This window comes from Sorangium sp. So ce1153 (genome assembly GCF_051521595.1).
GTDB lineage: Bacteria > Myxococcota_A > Polyangia > Polyangiales > Polyangiaceae > Sorangium.
The window spans coordinates 12,928,585-12,947,011 of record NZ_CP150361.1; the positions used below are offsets into that span (position 1 = coordinate 12,928,585).

Sequence of the window (18,427 nt, forward strand, 5' to 3'; positions counted from 1 at the left end):
GTGCGGGAGAAAAAATGTTGCGGAGGGAATGAAGTAGGCGAACGATCGCGCGGCGTTGGCGTAATGAGGCAACACGGGCGCGGCGTGCCCCGAAGGAGAGCGGAGATGCGCGGGAGTACTTCTTCTCTGGTGTTCGTGTTCTGCGTGGCCGCGGGCGCGGCGCTTTCGGCCTGCTCGGGCGAGACGACGGAGAACCCCGGCGGGGGCGGGGGGAGCGGCGGGAGCGGGGGCGCGGGGACGACGAGCAGCACGACGTCGAGCACCACGACCGGGGCGAGCACCAGCTCGACCACGACGGCGGCCACGACGTCGAGCGGAGCTGGCGGGGACGGCGGCAGCAACGGCGGCGATACCGTGTGCGATCAGGCCTGCGACAGGGCAGAGGAGTGCATGGTCCCCGTGTGCAGTCTCCTCACGTTCGACTGCGAAGATCCGGCGGCGGAGTGCAGCGCCCAGTGCGTGCTCGACGCGTCGTGCGAACAGATCCAGACGCTCTCGGGGAACACCGTGGATCCAGAGCTCGCCGACTGCCTGAGCGGGTGTCAGGGCACAGAAGGAGGCAGCGGAGTGGAGTGTCTCAGCTGCGCGGCGCAGAACGGCTGTATGACCAGCTGCGCGTTCGATGAAACGTGCCAACCTTGGCTTGCGTGCGCACGAACGTGTATGGAGAGCGATCCGCAGCCAGATTGCTTCAGCGACTGCAACGCTCAGTTCCCTGGCGCAGAGGAGATGGCTGACGCTGCCTATGAGTGCGCCTGCGCGGATTGCAGCGAGAGCTGTGGCGCCGTCGCCGATCCTTGCAACCAAACGTGGATGTAGCGGAGACGTCACCGGGGAGCCCGTCGAGATGTCGTCGCAGCAGAGCTCCTCGGCGACACGGCCGTCCATCATGAGGCGGAGATGGTCGCGCAGCTTGTCGAGCGTCATCACATGCGAGCCTCCGTCGGGAGCTGGGCCACCGCACCGAACGAGCTCCGCGCGATCGGCTCACGGCTGAAATTTCGCCACAAATATATCGCTCTCTCCTTCCGGAGTCAGAGGGCCGTCACCCAGATTCACGTTCCCCGTCGCACGCCCAATCACCAGCAGATCCCGGGAGTCGCGACGCGCGATCGAGCTGATACTATAATTCCCTGCCTCGCCAAAAGCTCTGGCCCAAAGCAGCTTCGCCTCGCCGCTCATCTTCATCAGCAACAAGTCACCCGTTGAGCTCGGGTGGAGCATCTCACCGTCGAGCTCCGCATCCTCGGTCAGCCTCCCTACGACCAACAGGTCCCCCTGCGGCTCAACCGACAGATTCCCTACGCCTACACCATCAACATCGAACACCCTATGCCATCGATACGTGTTCGAGGTCGTATACTTGAAAATCGTCGGCGCGAGACGACTCGCAACCACCTCCCCGCCCCCGAGGTCAAAGGCACCCTGGAAGGTGGCCATGACCACAGGCCCGCCTAGCCGATCGACGGCCACAGAGCGCGCTGAATCATTTTGGGCCCCACCGAGGGCTCTCACCCAGCTCACAAGACCGCGATTCGTCAACTTGGAAAGAAAAACATCGGAACCACCGGATGACATGAACGAAACATCATCAAGGTGCAATCCCCCGTAAAAGTCACCGACAACGATCACGTTACCGGCAGCATCAGCAGCGACATCGATCGCGTACTGAGCACCATCGCCGCCAAAAGCACTGACCCACCCATCGACTTCATCAATCGACCCATCCGAAGTTCGGATCTTCGCAACAAATACATCTGACGAATCCGTCGCGTTGGATATGACGTGAGCGTCGTCGAACTGTACATCACCACAATAGTCGCCGGCGACCACAATATCTCCGTCCGGAGCAAATGCGATCGATCTAACATTAGTCGGCACGATGCCACACAAACCACCACCAAGCGCTCTTCGCCAAGACAATTCTCCGTCCGAATTGTACTGCTGCAGCACCAGGTTGATCAAAGTCGGGTCAAAATCGACCTCAATCGTAGCGACAACAGGGTTCCCGCCAGGACCAACCGAGAGCGAGTACGCCGACTCGTCGTGTATGCCGCCGAGCTGCCGGCTCCAAACGTACTCTCCAGAAGAAGAGAACTTAACCAGGAAGGCGTCACTCTCCCCGGAAGCGATGAGCACATCTTCCCCCAAAGAAATCGCCCCCTTGAACGAGCCTGCGACATAGACGTTACCCATCGAATCTACGGCGACATCAGTTGCCGTCTCTTCCTCGGCCCCCCCGATGAGCCTCGCCCACGCGACGCAGTCCTTCCCGTCGCAGTCCTCGTCCTCCGTGCTCGCGCACGTCTCTGCCTCCGGCGTCACCTCGCCCGAGCACGCATCGTACCCGGAGCCATCCTGCTTGCAGACCTGCGTCCCGGCCTTGCAGATCCCGACGTCCCTCGTCCCGGAAGGGCCGGAGTAGCACTTGGCCTCGCTCTCGGGCTCGCACGTGGGACCCCCGCCTGTCCCCGCCGCCGTCGTGCCACCAGCGGGCGCGGCGTCATCGAACTCGTCCAGGCCGAGCACCAGACCGCAGCCGGAAACCACCATGATGCCGAGGCCAGCGAGGCTCCGGAGCGATGTGCGCATCAGCATGCGCGCCATCGTAGAGCGAGGAGCGCAGGTCGTCAGCCAGAGCGCACCAACCCGGGCTGTCGCGTCGACGCATCGCCACGGCGAGGCCGCCCTCGCCTCGTCCAGCAGCCGCGCCGCGCCGACGCTCCATCCCCCCGGGCCGCCCTGCGCTCGCACGATCGCCTCCCGATCGGCCCTCTCGACCGTCTCCCGCTCGAGCAGCCGCTCCGCGATGCGTCGCAGCGCCTGCAGCCGCTCCTTCTGGAGGGCGCGCCCCCGCCGGCAGGAGATCCAGCGGCTCGCGGCGTCATGGCAGCTGGCGAATCACCCGCGCGACGATGCGCTGTATCTCTCGGCGTGATCCCACTTACCTCGGCGTGAACCGAGGAGAAGCGCGGCGGCGCCGGGATGCGATGCGGAAGAGCGCGCCCCGATGGCGCCCAGCAGCGCGCCGGGCGCGTGTACACTCCGCCTCGTGCCGTCCGCGCCGCCCCGCGATCGCCTCCGGGCTCGCCTGTTGTCGAAGAGATCCCCGCCCCCCCGGCGCCGCCCGTCAAAGCCCGTGGATCCCGGCCTCCTCGCTGCCCTTGTATGGCTCGCGGCGTGCTCCGGCCCGAACGACGGCGGCCTGAGCCCGGCGAAAAAAACAGAGGCCTCCGGCGAGGCCCAGGTGGCGTCCCGCGCCGAGACGACGACCGCCGCAGGCCTGGCCCCCTCCAAAGGCTCGGCCCCCGCCGCGCCCGCGCCGGCCGGCAGCGCGCACGCCGGGGCAGCCATCCTGGCCGGCGCCGCCGCCGAGCCCCCGCCCGTCACGGCCGGGAACGCTGCCCCCGCCGAAGCACAGCCGCTCGGCTCCGCCAGCGCCGGACCCGCCGTCTTTCCCCCGAAGCCGCTCGGGCTCGCGCTGGCGCTCGGGCCCTGCCCCGCCGATATGGTCCTCGTCGGCGGCTTCTGCATCGACCGCTACGAGGCGCACCTGGTCACCGACGCCGGCGGCACGCTCGCCGTCTACCCGCACTTCAAGCGGCCCGAGCCGGGGGTCCGCTACCTCGCCCGCAGCGAGGCCGGCGTCTTTCCGCAGGCGTACATCAGCCGCGTCGAGGCCAAGGCCGCGTGCGTCGCCGCCGGCAAGCGCCTCTGCACGCGGCAAGAGTGGCAGCGCGCCTGCCGCGGCAACGGAGTCGACCGCTACCCCTACGGCCCCCGCGGCGAGCGCGGGCGGTGCAACACCGGCAAGGCCCACCTGCTGCGAGAGCTCTTCGGCGAACACCCGCCCGGCGGGTGGAGCTACGAACGGCACTTCAACAGCCCTGACCTCAACCAGAAACCCGGCTTCCTGGCGAGGAGCGGCGACCACGCCGGCTGCGCCAGCGAGCTCGGCGTTCAGGACATGGTCGGGAACCTGCACGAGTGGGTCAGCGACATGGTCGATCACGATCTCGTGCAGCGCATGCGCACCGAGGGCGTCGAGCGCCGCGACCAGCCGTGGCACGAGGGCAACGGCGTGTTCATGGGCGGCTTCTTCAGCACGACAAGCGAGCTCGGCCCGGGCTGCTACTTCACCACGATCGCTCACGAGCCGACCTATCACGACTACTCCACGGGCTTCCGCTGCTGCGACACCGCCGACCTGCCCGCCGCGCCGGCCGCGACCAGCGCGAACAAGCGAGACGGCGGCTGACGGCGTGGCCGGCAGCGACACGCCTTTCACCGCGCGCAGGCGGAGCGCGAGGTCGGCGCGCTCGCCCTCGCTGGCACCGTCCCCGGCGTGGGCCCCGGGCCTCCGCCGAGGAGGTTCGCGCCCCCTCGCGCGTCGCCTTTCGTTCGTCGCACCACGACAGGAACAGGGCACATCTCCTGGATGTCTGCCCTCTCGATGACCACAGACGCGGAGATGACCATGGACGAGGCGCGCGCCATGGCAGGGCTTCGTCCCCGCTACGGCCGGCGTCTCGCGGCCGCTGCGGCGCTGTTCCTCCTCGGTCTCGGGGCGATCGGAGCCTGCGTCAGCCAGCCCTTCGTCGCGAAGCTCCCGCCCTCCGCGCCCACGCTCTCCGCGGATCCGGCTCGGCTGGAGCGCGACGTTCGGAAGCTCGTCGAGACGTTCCGTCCGCGGGGCCACCGGCAGATCGAGCAGCTGGACCGCGCCGCCATGTACCTCGCGGATGAGCTCAAGGCCGCCGGAGGGCGCGTCACCGAGCAGCTGTACGAGGTGGAGGGACGAACGTACCGCAACGTGCTCGCCCGGTTCGGTCCGGCCTCACCGGCGCGCGTCGTGGTCGGCGCTCACTACGATGCGGCGAACGACTTGCCCGGCGCTGACGACAACGCGAGCGGCGTGGCGGGGCTGCTCGAGCTGGGGCGGATGCTCGGCCAGACGCCGCTCCGCGGCGACGTCGAGCTCGTGGCGTTCACGCTGGAGGAGCCGCCGTACTTCCGCTCTGCGCACATGGGCAGCGCCCGCCATGCGGGCGCGCTGCGAGCAGCAGGCGTGAAGATCCGGGCGATGATCAGCCTGGAGATGATCGGCTATTTCACCGACGAGGAGGACAGCCAGGCCTTCCCTCTGGCGCCGCTCGCGCTGCTCTATCCCACGAAGGGAAACTTCGTGGCCGTGGTCGGCAACCTGGAGGGGATTTCACTCGTCCGCACCGTCAAGGGAGCGATGCGCGGCGCGACCGACCTGCCCTCGTATTCCCTGAGCTCTCCGGCGCTCGTCCAGGGCGTGGACTGGTCCGACCACCGGAGCTACTGGGATGCTGGCTATCCGGCGGTGATGGTCACCGACACGGCTTTTCTGCGCAACCGGCGCTACCACACGGACAAGGACACGCCGGAGACGCTCGACTACGCGCGCGCGGCGAAGGTCGTCACCGGCGTGGCGCAGGCCGTCCTCGCGCTCGCGGGCGAGTGAGCGCTTTCCTGTAGCCGCGCATGTGGCTCCTCTACCAGGCAGAGAGAAGGCATGTCGGCGAGCGCGTCTCCCTGAAGCGCGGGCCGGGAAGCCGAGGCGATGTCCGTCGCCCAGCGCCGGCGCCTGGCGGTTGACGGGCTGCCGGCGGCTCCAGATCGGATGTCCGATGGACACTGTACGACCCCCCGCGACGCGCGCTCCATGAGCTCTCGCCTGCTCCCCAGGCCAGGAGCGCTTTCAACCCAACGGCGAGCCGCTCACGCCGTGAACATCCGGTCGAGCACCTCCCGCGGCGCCCCGCCCTGCAGGACCGTCTCGAGCGCCTCGAACACCCCCCCGTCCACCTTCCGCTCCCTCGCGAACGCCACGATGCGCGGGATCAGCGGGATCGCCTCCACGCGCAGCCTGGCCTCCGCGACCGCCTCGTCGAGCGTCCGCCCGCGCGCGAGCGCCTTGCCGAGGAGCACCTCGGGGCGGCTCTCGAGCCGGATCGAGGCGAGGAGGTCGCCGTACCCGCCGAGCCCCAGCATCGTCCGCTCCTCCGCGCCCGCCGCCGCGGCGACGCGGGCGGCGCTGTCGACCGCCCGCGAGATCAGCGCGGCGAGCAGCCCCGGCCCGGCGCCCGCCTCCTCGGCGAAGCCGACGCCGATCGCGAGGCAGCCCACGAGCGCCGACGCCCACTCCAGGCCCTGGAGGTCCGGCGTCGTGTAGACGCGGAGCGCGTCGGACTGGAACGCCGCGGCCACCGCCGCGTGCACCTCGGGGTACCGCGAGCCGCACACCATCGCCGAGGGGCGGCCCTCCCGGAGCTCATCCGCCTGCACCGGGCCGCCCAGCGCGCCCACCCGGCGCGCCGGCGTCTCCTCGCGCACGAGATCCGAGACGGTCTTCAGCGCCTCCCCCTCGAGGCCACGCACGCCGTGGATCACGAGGTGCGAGCCGTCCATGTGATCGCCGAGCCCCCGCAGCGCCGTCCGCGCCGCGTTCGATGGCACCGCGATCACGAGCAGCCGCGCCCGGGCGACCTCCGCGTGATCCCGCACGATCCGCGGGCCGTCGTTGATCTGCGGGTGCTCGCGCCGCGAGAACAGGAGGACCTCGGCCCCGGTGCGGCTCGCCGCGAGCGCCAGCGCCACGCCCCAGAAGCCGCCGCCGATGACCCCGACCGAAGGCACCGGACGAGCGCTCACCGGCCACCTCCGGCGCCGTTCATCGAGCCCGCGCGCACGCCCGCGGCGCCGCCGCGGGACGAGGCCGCGCTCCGCTGCTCGTCGACCACCGGCGGGGGCGGCGACGAGGGGGCGAGCGGCGGCAGCGGTGGCTGCACCTGCAGGCCGGAAGGGACGCCGGGCGGCGCGATCACGTCCCAGGCCACCCCGTGGGCGGCGAGGCGGTTCTGGTAGTAAAAGAGCAGGTTGGTGTCGCAGATCGCGATGCCGTCAGGCCGCGAGTCGAGCACCGGCTGCGAGTGGTAGCCCGCGAAGGAGCGCAGCGCGCGCTCGACGATGTCCCCGCCCGAGCCGAGCCGGACGTCCTCGCCCAGCACGATGACCCCCTGCTGCTCCAGCGCGCGCAGCCGATCGCAGAGGGCCACCACGTCGGCCGCGAGGTCGTCGCGCGGCACCGTGAGCACGTCGCGCTGGCGGAGCACCGTGAAGAGATCCGCGGCCGGCGCGTGGCTGCGGAGCCGGGCGAAGCTCGCCGCCGCGACGACGTGCGTCGCCATCACCACCGTGTCGCGCGCGTACGCCCGGCAGATCTCGTCGCCGAGCTCGCGGGCGTACTGGGCGTCGCGCGCCGCGTCGATGACCGGAGCGCCATCCTGGTTCTTCACGTAGCTCGCCGGGTCGACCTCGCGGCCGCGCGCGTCGTACGAGCGGCCGAGCTCGTCGACGCGGTTGCCGAACGGATCCAGCGGCTCCGAGAAGCGGATGACCACCGAGGCGTTCATCGCGAGGAGCTTGCGGAGGAACGAGGCGATGCGGCCGATGCGGCTCGACTCGTCGTCCTCGATGATGAAGCGGCCCTTGCCGGCCTCGGAGAGGAAGTCGGCGATGAGCGTCTCGGCCTCGAGCGTGATCAGGTAGTTGATCGTCGCGGGGACGAAGAAGATGCGGCGCTCGCGGCCGCCGAGCAGCGTGCGCGTGTACGCCTCGAACGCGCTGCCGACCAGGCCCAGCTTGAGCTTCCGCTCGATGCCGCCCGAGCGCGACCGCGTGCCCCCGGGGAAGAACAGCGAGTGGTAGCCGCGCTCGAGCAGCACGCCCGAGTACGTCTTCAGCACGTCCTTGTAGAGGTTGTGCTTGATGCGCCGGTCGACGCGGTAGGCGCCGAGGTTGTGCATGAAGAACGAGAGGATCGGGTTCGTGAAGAGGTTCTTGCCGGCGCCGTAGGTGGCGGGCGGCAGGCCGGCGCGCTCGAGGGCATAGCCGAAGACGATGGAGTCCAGGTTCGACAGGTGGGTCGGGACGTAGACGGCGGTGCCGCGCTGCACGAGCGCCCGGATCTTCGCGAGCGGCCCCTGGACGAGCACCCGGTCGGCGAGCAGCTCGAGGCTGATGAGCTTGCGCGGGTCGCGCACCACGGTCACGAGCTTGCGCGGCGCGAGCAGGGCGCTCACGACCGGCGGCAAGAGCCGCGAGGAGAGCTGGTAGACACGCCGGTCGAAGTTGCCCGCGATGTCCCAGGCGTACTCCTCCGCGAGCTCCCGCAGGCGGCGGCGGCGCTCCGCGTCGTGCATGCGGCCGAGCGAGCGGGCGAGCCGCTGCCACTCGCCGAGCTCGCGGACGTCCTGCGGCTTCCGGGAGCCCTCGAGCCGCTTCGCCTCCTGGTACGCCGCCTCGTTCATGGCGAGCAGCGGATCCCTGGTGGCGCCGATGACCCGGTCGACCACGGTGCGCACGATCTCGTCGCGCGCGTCGTTGAACCCGAAGATGGGAGCGCGGGAGTCCATGGGCGTAGTCGTATAGAAATCAGGCGGCGGGGGCGAGCGGAATACGGCCCCGCGCGTCGCGGTCGCTCAGCGGTAATTGTCCTTCGCGCGCCGTACGGCGGCGAACACGTCGGGCAGCGTGGCCCCCGGGAAGCGGGACTGCACGGACGGCTCGGCGCAGCGGAGGAACGGGTTCGTCGCGAGCTCCTCGCCGAGGGTGCTCCCCACCGTCGGCTCGCCGCGCTCGCGCGCCTCGCGGGCGGCCGCGAGCTTCTTGCGGACAGCCTCGTTCTCGGGCTCGACCGTCTCGGCGAAACGAAGGTTGTTCACGGTGTACTCATGACCGCAGAACACGCGCGTGTGCACCGGGAGCGCGGCGAGCTTGGCGAGCGAGGCGTGCATCCCCTCCGGCGTGCCCTCGAACATGCGGCCGCATCCGGCGATGAAGAGCGTGTCGCCGGTGAACACGGCGTCCTCGACACAATAGGAGACGGCGCCGAGCGTGTGGCCGGGCACGTGGAGCGGCCGGAGCTCCAGGCCGGCGACCCGGAACGGCTTGCCCTCCTCGACGTGCTCCGTCTGGGCCGGCACGCGCCCGACGTCGCTCGCGTGCGCGTAGACGGGGAGGTCGCCGTAGCGCTGGCGGAGCGCCTCGTTACCGCCGACGTGATCGTGGTGGTGGTGCGTGTTGACGATGGCGACCAGACTGAGCTTCTCGCGCTCGAGCGCGGCGATGACCGGAGGGGCCTCCGACGGGTCGATGACGATCGCCTCGCGCCGCCCGTCCGCGGCCACGAGGTAGGCGTAGTTGTCGCTGAGGCAGGGCACGGGGATGATGCGCATCGCCGGGAACTATATCGCGCCGTTCGCGGCGATCCGGAGAAAAACTCGGGACGGGAACCGCAATGGGGTGCGCATGTCGACTTCGATCGAAGCGGGCCTCGAGATGACGCTGGCGGGTCGCCAGGCGCCGTGACGCGGGCGGCGCCATGTGGCAAGGGGCGGGCATGGCGTCGGCCGAGCCCTCCATTCGTTACCGCATCGGCGTCGATGAGAACGGCCTGGGCCCGCGGCTCGGCCCGATGGTGGTGACCGCGGTCCTCTCGCGCGTCACGGAGGCCGGCTGGCAGACCGCCGCCCGCGCGCCCCGCGGCGCCCTCGCCCAGCGGCTCGGCGACTCGAAGCAGCTCGTCGCGCACGGGGACGTCTCGCTCGGCGAGGCGTGGGCCCGCGCGCTCGTCGCGCGCGGCTGCGGGCGTGCGGGGGCGGCCAGCGACGCGTCGTCGGTCGACGAGCTGCTCCACGCCGTCTCGCTCGACGACCGCGCCGCGCTGCGCGCGCTCTGCCCTGGCCACGTCGAGGAGCAGTGCTGGTCGACCGAGGGCGAGGCGTTCACCGCGCCCGACAAGCTGCTGCGCGCGATCGGCCGCGACCTCGACAAGCTCGCGGAGAAGGGGGTCGAGATCGTCGCCGTGCGCTCGATGCTCCTCTGCGTGAAGCGGATGAACGACGGGGTGCGCGCCGGGAAGAACCGGTTCGTGCTCGATCTCCACGCGATGGAGCGCCTCATCCTCGAGCTCGGCGGGCTGGCCGGCGCGGAGGTCTTCGCCGTGTGCGGCAAGGTCGGCGGCTTCGGGAAGTACGGCTCCGCCTTCGGCCCGCTGGCCGGGCGGCTGCACGCGGTGCTCGAGGAGGGCCGCGCCCGCAGCGCGTACCGCTTCCCCGGCCTCGGCGAGATCGCGTTCGTCCGCGACAGCGACGCCTCGGATCTGTGCGTCGCGATGGCGTCGATGGTGGGCAAGTACGTGCGCGAGGCGCTCATGGAGCGGGTCGCGCGCCACTACCAGCGCGCGGTCCCCGGCCTGCACGGGGCGAGCGGCTACCACGATCCGGTCACCTCGGCGTTCATCGGAGCGAGCCGACTCGTCCGGCGCGCGCGCGAGATCCCCGACGACTGCTTCGAGCGGCGGGCCGCCGAGGGCGACGCCGCGCTCGACGACGGCAGCCTTTAGGGCCGAGGCCGGCGTCGCGCAAGGCCGCGCCTGCCGCGCGAAGGGCGGCTGCCGGGCGAAACCGGCGGCCCCGCGCGGCGTAGGAGGGGTGGATACGCTACCCTCGACAGGCCAGGTGAAGGATGAATTGGTTCCGCGCTGCTCGTCTTCTCTTCGCGCTCTTGCTCGTCGCGTGCGCCGCCCTGTTCGCGTGCCGGCGCGCGGGCGAGGCGGGGCGCGCGAGCCAGGTGGCCGTCGGGTCCAAGGAGGCTGTGACGATGTCGGACAGAAGCTATCGCAAACCGTCGGATGAGGAGCTGCGCAAGCGGCTCACGCCGCTCGCGTACGAGGTGACCCAGCACGACGCGACCGAACCGCCGTTCCGCAACGCGTTCTGGAACAACCACGACGCGGGGCTCTACGTGGATGTGGCGAGCGGCGAGCCGCTCTTCTCGTCGCTCGACAAGTTCGACTCGGGCACCGGGTGGCCGAGCTTCACGCGCCCGCTCGAGTCGGAGCGCGTCGTGTCGCGCTCCGACAGGACCCACGGGATGGTGCGGACCGAGGTGCGCTCCCGGGCCGGCGACTCGCACCTCGGGCACGTCTTCGAGGATGGGCCCGCGCCGGGCGGGCTGCGTTACTGCATCAACTCCGCGTCGCTCCGGTTCATCCCGGTGGATCGCCTCGAGGCCGAGGGCTACGGCGCCTACCGGGCCCTGTTCGAGGGCAAGGGCGGCGCGCCGCAGGCGCAGGCCGAGCAGGCCGGCGCGAACGCCTGCGCCGTCCCGGCCTCGGGCGAGGCCCCCGGCTGCAAGACGACGCTGGAGACGGCCATCCTCGCGGGCGGTTGCTTCTGGGGGATGGAGGAGCTCCTCCGGGGGATCCCCGGCGTCCTCGAGACGGAGGTCGGCTACACGGGCGGCCGGATGAAGGACCCGAGCTATGAGCACGTGAAGACGGGGTCGACCGGGCACGCGGAGGCGGTGCGCATCGTCTTCGATCCGGCGAAGCTGTCCTATGCCGAGCTGCTCGAGAAGTGGTTCTTCCGCATGCACGACCCGACGACGCGCAACCGCCAGGGCAACGACGTCGGCACGCAGTACCGCTCGGCCATCTTCGTCACGACGCCCGAGCAGCGCCGCATCGCCCAGGAGGTGAAGGTGCGCGTGAACCTGAGCGGCAAGTGGCGCGACCCGCTCGTGACAGAGATCGTGGAGGCCGGGCCGTTCACGCGCGCCGAGGAGTACCACCAGAAGTACCTGGAGAAGTACCCGGGCGGCTATACGTGCCACTTCATGCGCGACTGACGCAGCGGCATCGCCGGCGGCTCTCTCTCTTCTCCGACGGAACGGCGGACTCTACGGGCTGAAGCACAGCATCGCAGAGAGAAAGAGAGTTTGAACCACAGAGGCACAGAGGGCACAGAGGAAGAGAGAAGATAAAAATCTGTCTCTTTCTCTTCCTCTGTGCCCTCTGTGCCTCTGTGGTCTTAATTTCATGCCTTTCCGAGCCGGGCGGGTGCTTCAGAGGAGCAGCGCACCGGCTCGGAAAAGGTAGGCGGCCACGCCCGCGCGGGGCGCGGGCCGCCGTCTCGAGCGAGGCGCTCAGCGGTTCGCGATGTGGATCGCCGCGCCCATCGCGTGGGCGGCGGCTTCCATCAGCGACTCGCCGAGGGTCGGGTGGGGGTGGATCGTGAGCGAGAGGTCCTCGAGGAAGGCGGCCATCTCGAGCGAGAGCGACGCCTCGCTGATCATCGTGCTCGCCTCCGGCCCGACGATGTGGACGCCGAGCACCTGCTTCGTCTTCTTGTCGGCGACGATCTTCACGAAGCCCTCGGTCTCGTTCAGGGCCATCGCCTTGCCGAGCGCCGCGAACGGGAACTTGCCGACGCTGACCTCGAGGCCCTTCGCCTTCGCCTCCGCCTCGGTGAGCCCCACCGTGGCGATCTCCGGATCGGTGAAGATCGCGCCCGGGATCGCGACCCAGTCCTTCTCGGCCTTGTGGCCCGCGATGACCTCGGCGACGATCTCGCCCTCCTTCGTCGCCTTGTGCGCGAGCAGGGGCGGGCCGCTCACGTCGCCCACGGCGTAGATCGACGGCACGTTGGTGCGGCCCAGCTTGTCCGTGGGGACGAACCCGCGCTGGTCGACCGTGACGCCGACCTTCTCGAGGCCGAGCCCCTTCGAGCTCGGCCGCATGCCGACGGCGACCAGCACCGTGTCGACGACGATCGTCTGCTCCTTGCCGTCGATCTGGATCTTCACGCCGACCGAGCCGTCCTTCTGCTTCTCGTACCCGAGCGCCTTGGCGCCCTTGTAGATCGTGCCGCCGCGCTTCTGGATCTTGCGCTCGACGATCTTGGTGCAGTCGGGGTCGACGCCCGTGAGCAGGTCCGGGAGCGCCTCGACCACGGTGAGCTGCGAGCCGAACGCCTGGTAGACCATGCCGAGCTCGAGGCCGATGACGCCGCCGCCGATGACGAGCAGCCGCTTCGGGATGCGGCGCAGGCTCACCGCCTCCTTCGCGCCGATGATCGCGTCGCCGTCGAACTTGAACGTCGGGATCTCGATGGTGGTCGAGCCGGTCGCGATGACGATCCCCTTGGTCGCCTCGATCTGCTCCACCGAGCCGTCCGGCAGCGTCACGTCCACGCGCTTCGGCCCGACGATCGTCGCCGTTCCGGTGAGCAGATCGGCGCCGTTGCCCTTGAGCAGCGACCTGACGCCGCCGGTGAGCTTCTTGACGATGCCTTCCTTCCAGTCCTGCATCGCGTTGGCGTCGAGCTCGACGCCGCTGACCTTGATCCCCATCGAGGCGCCGGCCTGCGACTTCTCGTAGAGGTGGGCGGCGGAGATCAGCGCCTTGGAGGGGATACACCCCCAGTTGAGGCAGACGCCGCCGGGCTGCTCCTTCTCGATGCAGAGCGTCTTCTGCTTGAGCTGAGCCAGCCGGATGGCGCAGGGGTAACCGCCGGGGCCGGCTCCGATCACGATTGCGTCGTAGGTCTTCATCCTTGTCCTTTTGTGCGCTTCGGAGACTGGGATAGGGGCGCCGGGGTCCGTCAGGCAAGCCCCTCGCTGACCAGCCCTGAGGCCGCGCCCGCGACCGCGAGCCGTACGCCTTGGGGTTTGGCGGGCTTACACGACCTCGCCGCGAGGGGAAATCCCTCGCGTGGTCAGCGTCCGCCGCCGTGCGCGGGCGCTTTCGGGGAGCGCAGGAGCTCTGCGCGCTGGTCGCGCAGGTGCCAGGGCAGCTCGGCGTAGACGTCGTCGAACAGCGTCTCACGGGCGGGCGGGTCCATCGCCTCGACCTCCGCGACGGCGGCGGCGATCTCGGCGTTGAGCTCCGCCTCCAGGGCGGCCTCCGCGGCGTCGTCCATGAGCCCGCGCGCGGCGAGGTGCCGCCCGAGGCGCAGCAGCGGGTCGCGCTTCGTCCAGCGATCGACCTCCTCCTGCGACCTGTAGCGGCTGGGATCGTCGCTCGAGGAGTGGGCGCCCACGCGGTAGGTGAGCGCCTCGATGAAGCTCGGGCCGCCCCCGGCCCGGGCCCGCGCGACCGCCTCGGAGACGGCGCGGTACACGGCGAGGACGTCGTTGCCGTCGACCCGCGCGGAAGGGACGCCGTAGGCCCGCCCCTTGATGGCGATCGTCCGGGAGGCCGTCTGTCGGTCCGTCGGCACGCTGATCGCCCAGTGGTTGTTCTGGCAGATCATCACGCACGGCGCCCTGAAGACGGCCGCGAAGTTCATCGCGCTGTGGAAGTCGGGCTCGCTCGTCGCGCCGTCGCCCATGAACCCCACGACCACCGTGCTGTCGCGCCGCAGCTTCGCGGCCCACGCGGCGCCGACCGCCTGCGGGATCTGCGGGCCGATGCAGCTCGACCAGGACACCTGGTTCACGAGCCGCCCGCTCATGTGAGACGGCATCTGGCGCCCCTTGAGGAGGTCGCCCGAGTTGCCGAACACCTGGGCCACGTAGGTGCGGAGCGGGAAGCCGCGCACGAGCATCGTCACGCTCTCGCGCAGCGCGGGGAAGATCCAGTCGGTGGGCTCGAGCGCGAGCGCCGTGGCGATCGGCGTCGCCTCCTGGCCGGTGCACGCGCCGTAGAAGCCGACCCGCCCCTGCCGCTGGAGCAGGAGCATGCGCGCGTCGAGCAGCCTGAGGCGCTTGATCTCACGGTACGCCCGCAGCAGCAGCGCCTCGGGCAGGCCGGGGTCGGTCGCGGGGTCGAGCGATCCGTCGTCGCGCAGGACGCTGAGCAGGCCTTCGTCGTCCCCCTCCCCCGCTCGGGACGGCGGCGCGGGCGGTGGAGGGGCGTCGGCAGCGGGCCTCGTCGAGGCGCCGGGCGGCGTGGCTTCCAGCTCGCTCATGACCGGACGACCATACCGCGAAATGGCGGCGATCGTGGCGCCTTCAGCCCGCCGGGGAGCCTTCAGCAGCCTTCAGCCCGCCGGGGAGCCTTCGGCCTGCCGAGACGAGCGCTCCGCCCCGGTCGCCTGCCGGAGCGAAGCGGCTCACATCCCGCGCGCCCCGCGCTCAGCCGAGGAGGACCCGGAACATCCGCTTGCTGTCGGAGAGGTAGTAATACGCGGCGCGATCTGCGTCGCCCATGAGCTCGAGGATGGCGCGCTCCATCTGGTCCGGGCTCAGCGTGTTGGACACTTCCCAGGTGCCCGGCGTGACCTCGTCGCCCTGCCACGGTCCGGCGCAGAGCGCGACGAGGCGAGCCCGGCTCTCCTCGTCGGCGATCGAGAAGGTGAGGATGTAATCGTGGTTGACGAAGCCGCTATACAGCTTGTTGTCGCGCGGCATCTGGTCTCTCCCTGTCGATCAATGGCGCGCGGCGCCCTCAGCGCGGGCCGGGCGGCAGCGGCGCGGCCGCGTCTTCATCCTCGTCGTCCTGCTCGGGGCGGCGCGCGCCGAGCGTGAAGACGTGCAGCACGACCAGGCTCGCGCCGAGGAACACCTCGGACCTGCCCACGAGCTCGGCGCGGCGATGGAGGCGCTCGAGCTCCATGCCGATCTCCCCCTCGCCGCGCCGGGCGCCCTCGCGGTGGAGCGCCGCGATGCGGGGCGTGACCGCCAGGCCGACGTAGGCGGCGCAGCCGGCCATCACCATGGCGACGACCCGGCGCACGCGGGCCGCGCGGCTCGCGCCCTGGCGTCCGGCCGCCCAGGTGCGCGCCACCTCCGCGCCGAGCAGGATCACCGCGGCGCCGAGCGCGAGCTGATCGAAGCGGCCGAAGGCCGCGCTCATCGCGTCGCCGGAGAAAGGGGCCGGGGCGAGCCGGAAGACGAACGGCGCGGCGCAGGCCCCGAGCGCCACCATGCCGCCGGCCCAGGCGCCGGCCGCGAGCGCGGCCACGCTCGCGGCCGCCCGATCGATGAGAGCGCGGCGCGACGCGGCGCGCTCCTCGGGGCTCGGAGCGAGGTCGGTCTCGCTGAATTGGGCTTCATCGTTCATGCATCCACCTCGGCGGGGCGGCGCGGCGTCCCAGCGACCTGCCGCGCGGCCGGCTCCGTACCTCTACGCCACCCTCGCCCGCGCCGCATGCCCCGCGCGGCGATCGCGGTGAGGCGCGGCGCCCGGCGGCTCAGCCGCCAGGCGTCGCCGGCGCGTCCTCGGCGGCGGCGGCGATGGCGGCGAGCGCCTCCTCGACGGCCCCCTGGTCGGCCTTCCGCTCGTCGCCGCGCATCGCCGCGATCGCCGCGCGGGCGGCCTGGAGGCGGGCGCGGCCGGCGGCCGCGACGGCGAGCGTGCGGCGGTGGCGGTCCCACGCGCCGAGCTCGCCGAGGATCTCGCGGACCGCGCGCTCGTGCCCCATCCGCGCGAGCGCGACGCGCGCGTGCCAGCGCAGCGGATCGCGGCCGAAGCCGATCTTGAGGCCGAAGGCGCGCCGCTCCAGCGCGCTCCGGGCAGCGTGCAGGCCGAGCTCGCCGCACAGCTCGATGGCCGCGGCCTCGTCCTCGTTGTCGACCCCGCGGAGCTTGCCCTCCACGATCTCGACGAGCGCCGCGTGGCCGACCGGATCGCCGAAGCGCGCGGTGATGACCGCCGCCGCCGCCCGGACGAGCGGCGACGCGTGGCCGAGGAGCGCGCGCGCTCGCGCCATGCCTGAAGGAGGCAGCTCGCCGGCGGACTCCCCGAGCTCCTCGAACATCCGCAGGGCGATGTGGCAGACGAGCGGGTCGTCGTCGTGCGTGGCCTGCGTGACGGCCTCGATCGCGTCGGCCGGCTGCGCGCAGACGCGGGGGAACGCGATCACCGCCTGGAAGCGGACCTCGGGCCGCTCGTCCGAGAGGGCGCGCCGGAGCCGGCCCGTGGCTCGCCCGTCGCCGATCTCACCGAGCGCCGTGATCGCCATCTGCCGGACGTGGGGGTCGACGTCCTCGACGGCGAGGAGCAGCGCGGGCAGCGCCTCGACCGCCTTCGTGTCGGCCAGGGCGATGGCCGCTGCCGCGCGGACCGCCGCGTGCTCATCGGCGCGCAGCGCGCCCTCGATGGCGCGGAGGACCTGCTCCCGCGCCGTCGCTGCATACGGCACGAGGTCGGTCACCGCCTCCACGCGCATGGCGGGCTTCGTCGAACCGACGTCGCGCAGCGCAGCTTCGAGCGTCCTCTTCGCGGGGGCCGGTCCGAACACGCGGCCCACGCTAGCACGGTCGACGCGCGAAGCCGGATCGACCGGAGCGGCGCTCAGCCTCCGCCCGCGCCGCCGTCCGAGCCGTCAGCGCCTCCAGCGCCGGCGCCGCCCGAACCGCCAGCGCCTCCAGCGCCGCCGGCGCCATCCGAGCCGCCGGCGCCATCCGAGCCGCCGGCCCCACCTGCGCCGCCGGCGCCGTCCGAGCCGCCGGCCCCACCTGCGCCGCCGGTGCCGTCCGAGCCACCGGCCCCACCTGCGCCTCCAGAGCCCGGCGTGTACGGGGTCCACTCGGGCTGCTCTGGAGCGGCCCCGCAGATCCCGGGCTCGCTCTCGACGTCGCCCGGCGGCTCACCGGCCGCGCTCGACGGAGAGGAAGGCTCCGGCAGGCATGCCCTCGAGCCCTCCGGCTCGAAATCGACGATCACGGCGCTGCGCTCGCCCGGCGCGATCTCCGCGGCGCCCTGGATGCCGCGCAGCGCCACGCACGCGTAGCCGCTGCGGCAGTCCTCGTCGTCGTCGCACGTGGCCATGCAGAACGTCCGCTCGAAGCGCGGCCAGCGGGCGTTCGCGAGCGGGCCGCACGCCTGATCCATCACCGGGTTGAACGCGACGCAGACGCTGCTCCCGGAGCAGCTGTCCGGCTCGCAGTTGAAGACGGTGCAGTAGCCGCCCGGCTGCGTCGTGTCGCAGAAGAGCTCCTGCTCTTGCTGCACGCATTCGAGCGACGTGGTGCACTCATCGCCGATCTGCGGGCCGCACCCGGCGAGCAGCGAGGAGGCGCCGAGAACGACGAGCAGTAGGGCGGGCCTGGTGAAGCGGAGCATCGAGGGAGGGCCGCTTAGTACCGGTAGGGGCGCCCGCGCGCAAGCTTACGCGCGGCCCTGGCGCGCGGAACCGGCGCCCGCTTCCGCCCGAATTGACACCCTGCGGTCAGGCCTCTACAAACGAGCGGACCGGGGTTGGACCCCGGAGAATGAAGCGAAGGTCATGGCGACTTACATCACCGAAGACTGCATCAACTGCGGCGCCTGCGAGCCGGAATGCCCGAACGAAGCCATCAGCGAGGGCGATGAGATCTACGTGATCGATCCGGAGCTCTGCACGGAGTGCGTCGGCTTCTATGACCACGAAGCTTGCCAGGCCGTGTGCCCGGTCGAGTGCTGCCTGCCCAACCCGCAAATCGTGGAGACCGAGGAGGCACTCATCGCGCGCGCCATCAAGCTGCACCCGGACGATGCCGATCTGCAGAAGCGGGCCGCCGCCAACGATTACCCCTCGCGCTTCCGCAAGTAGCGCCCCCTCTCGAACCACCTCGCGTCGCCGCTCGGCCGCGCTCGCGCTCGCGCTCTCCATGTCTCCGCCGGCTCCGT

General features: G+C 71.2%; 17 protein-coding genes. 7 read left to right on the forward strand and 10 right to left on the reverse strand.

The features are described 5' to 3' along the window. The first annotated feature begins 105 nt into the window (after positions 1-105). Positions 106-819 (forward strand): hypothetical protein, encoded by a 714-nt coding sequence (locus tag WME85_RS47050; RefSeq protein WP_437831206.1) that lies wholly within the window; start codon positions 106-108, stop codon positions 817-819. Positions 820-987: 168 nt separating this feature from the next. On the opposite strand, the gene WME85_RS47055 is transcribed toward WME85_RS47050, so the two are convergent. Further along, positions 988-2,598, reverse strand: a complete 1,611-nt coding sequence (locus WME85_RS47055; RefSeq protein WP_437831208.1) for an SBBP repeat-containing protein — start codon at positions 2,596-2,598, stop codon at positions 988-990. A gap of 541 nt (positions 2,599-3,139) precedes the next feature. Between WME85_RS47055 and WME85_RS47060 the strand changes: the two genes are divergently transcribed. Next, the gene (locus tag WME85_RS47060; protein ID WP_437831210.1) at positions 3,140-4,258 is read left to right on the forward strand and encodes a formylglycine-generating enzyme family protein; all 1,119 of its coding nucleotides are present in this window, start codon (positions 3,140-3,142) and stop codon (positions 4,256-4,258) included. 195 nt (positions 4,259-4,453) lie between these two features. Beyond that, positions 4,454-5,491 (forward strand): M28 family peptidase, encoded by a 1,038-nt coding sequence (locus WME85_RS47065; RefSeq protein ID WP_437831212.1) that lies wholly within the window; start codon positions 4,454-4,456, stop codon positions 5,489-5,491. Between the two features lie 257 nt (positions 5,492-5,748). Here WME85_RS47065 and WME85_RS47070 read toward each other — a convergent pair whose 3' ends face one another. The 3 genes from WME85_RS47070 to gloB form a co-directional block, all read right to left on the reverse strand. Further along, positions 5,749-6,681, reverse strand: a complete 933-nt coding sequence (locus WME85_RS47070) for an NAD(P)-binding domain-containing protein (protein WP_437305587.1) — start codon at positions 6,679-6,681, stop codon at positions 5,749-5,751. Further along, the gene (locus WME85_RS47075; protein WP_437831215.1) at positions 6,678-8,444 is read right to left on the reverse strand and encodes a 1-acyl-sn-glycerol-3-phosphate acyltransferase; all 1,767 of its coding nucleotides are present in this window, start codon (positions 8,442-8,444) and stop codon (positions 6,678-6,680) included. Before WME85_RS47075 ends, WME85_RS47070 begins: the two co-directional genes overlap by 4 nt. Before the next feature lie 66 nt (positions 8,445-8,510). Continuing rightward, positions 8,511-9,266: a hydroxyacylglutathione hydrolase gene (gene gloB / locus WME85_RS47080; protein ID WP_437831217.1), complete on the reverse strand. Its 756-nt coding sequence runs from the start codon at positions 9,264-9,266 to the stop codon at positions 8,511-8,513. Here gloB and WME85_RS47085 point away from each other — a divergent pair. The 3 genes from WME85_RS47085 (at position 9,256) to WME85_RS47095 (ending at position 11,721) form a co-directional block, all read left to right on the forward strand. Next, positions 9,256-9,399, forward strand: coding sequence for a hypothetical protein (locus WME85_RS47085; RefSeq protein ID WP_437831219.1), 144 nt, complete (start codon positions 9,256-9,258; stop codon positions 9,397-9,399). The two genes, gloB and WME85_RS47085, sit on opposite strands and share 11 nt — an antisense overlap. A 31-nt stretch (positions 9,400-9,430) precedes the next feature. Continuing rightward, positions 9,431-10,435 carry a hypothetical protein gene (locus WME85_RS47090; RefSeq protein WP_437831221.1) on the forward strand — a complete coding sequence of 335 codons (1,005 nt, stop codon included), beginning with the start codon at positions 9,431-9,433 and terminating at the stop codon, positions 10,433-10,435. Between the two features lie 122 nt (positions 10,436-10,557). Next, on the forward strand, positions 10,558-11,721 hold the full coding sequence (locus WME85_RS47095; protein WP_437831223.1) for a bifunctional methionine sulfoxide reductase B/A protein: 1,164 nt from the start codon (positions 10,558-10,560) through the stop codon (positions 11,719-11,721). Positions 11,722-12,018: 297 nt separating this feature from the next. On the opposite strand, the gene lpdA is transcribed toward WME85_RS47095, so the two are convergent. The 6 genes from lpdA to WME85_RS47125 all read right to left on the reverse strand — a co-directional run bounded on the left by lpdA (position 12,019) and on the right by WME85_RS47125 (position 17,881). Beyond that, positions 12,019-13,425 carry a dihydrolipoyl dehydrogenase gene (gene lpdA / locus WME85_RS47100; protein ID WP_437831226.1) on the reverse strand — a complete coding sequence of 469 codons (1,407 nt, stop codon included), beginning with the start codon at positions 13,423-13,425 and terminating at the stop codon, positions 12,019-12,021. Positions 13,426-13,589: 164 nt separating this feature from the next. Next, positions 13,590-14,783, reverse strand: a complete 1,194-nt coding sequence (locus tag WME85_RS47105; protein ID WP_437831228.1) for a thiamine pyrophosphate-dependent dehydrogenase E1 component subunit alpha — start codon at positions 14,781-14,783, stop codon at positions 13,590-13,592. 166 nt (positions 14,784-14,949) lie between these two features. After that, the gene (locus tag WME85_RS47110; protein WP_437305594.1) at positions 14,950-15,225 is read right to left on the reverse strand and encodes a hypothetical protein; all 276 of its coding nucleotides are present in this window, start codon (positions 15,223-15,225) and stop codon (positions 14,950-14,952) included. Positions 15,226-15,262: 37 nt separating this feature from the next. Beyond that, entirely contained in the window at positions 15,263-15,877 is a 615-nt protein-coding gene (locus WME85_RS47115) for a DUF4149 domain-containing protein (RefSeq protein WP_437831230.1), read from the reverse strand. 130 nt (positions 15,878-16,007) lie between these two features. Further along, positions 16,008-17,057 (reverse strand): HEAT repeat domain-containing protein, encoded by a 1,050-nt coding sequence (locus WME85_RS47120; protein ID WP_437831232.1) that lies wholly within the window; start codon positions 17,055-17,057, stop codon positions 16,008-16,010. Positions 17,058-17,110: 53 nt separating this feature from the next. After that, complete coding sequence (locus WME85_RS47125; RefSeq protein ID WP_437831235.1) at positions 17,111-17,881, reverse strand: hypothetical protein; 771 nt, start codon at positions 17,879-17,881, stop codon at positions 17,111-17,113. A gap of 163 nt (positions 17,882-18,044) precedes the next feature. Here WME85_RS47125 and WME85_RS47130 point away from each other — a divergent pair, with 163 nt between their 5' ends. Then, a complete protein-coding gene (locus WME85_RS47130; protein ID WP_061610113.1) occupies positions 18,045-18,350 on the forward strand; it encodes a YfhL family 4Fe-4S dicluster ferredoxin in 306 nt (101 codons plus the stop codon). Positions 18,351-18,427: the final 77 nt, after the last annotated feature.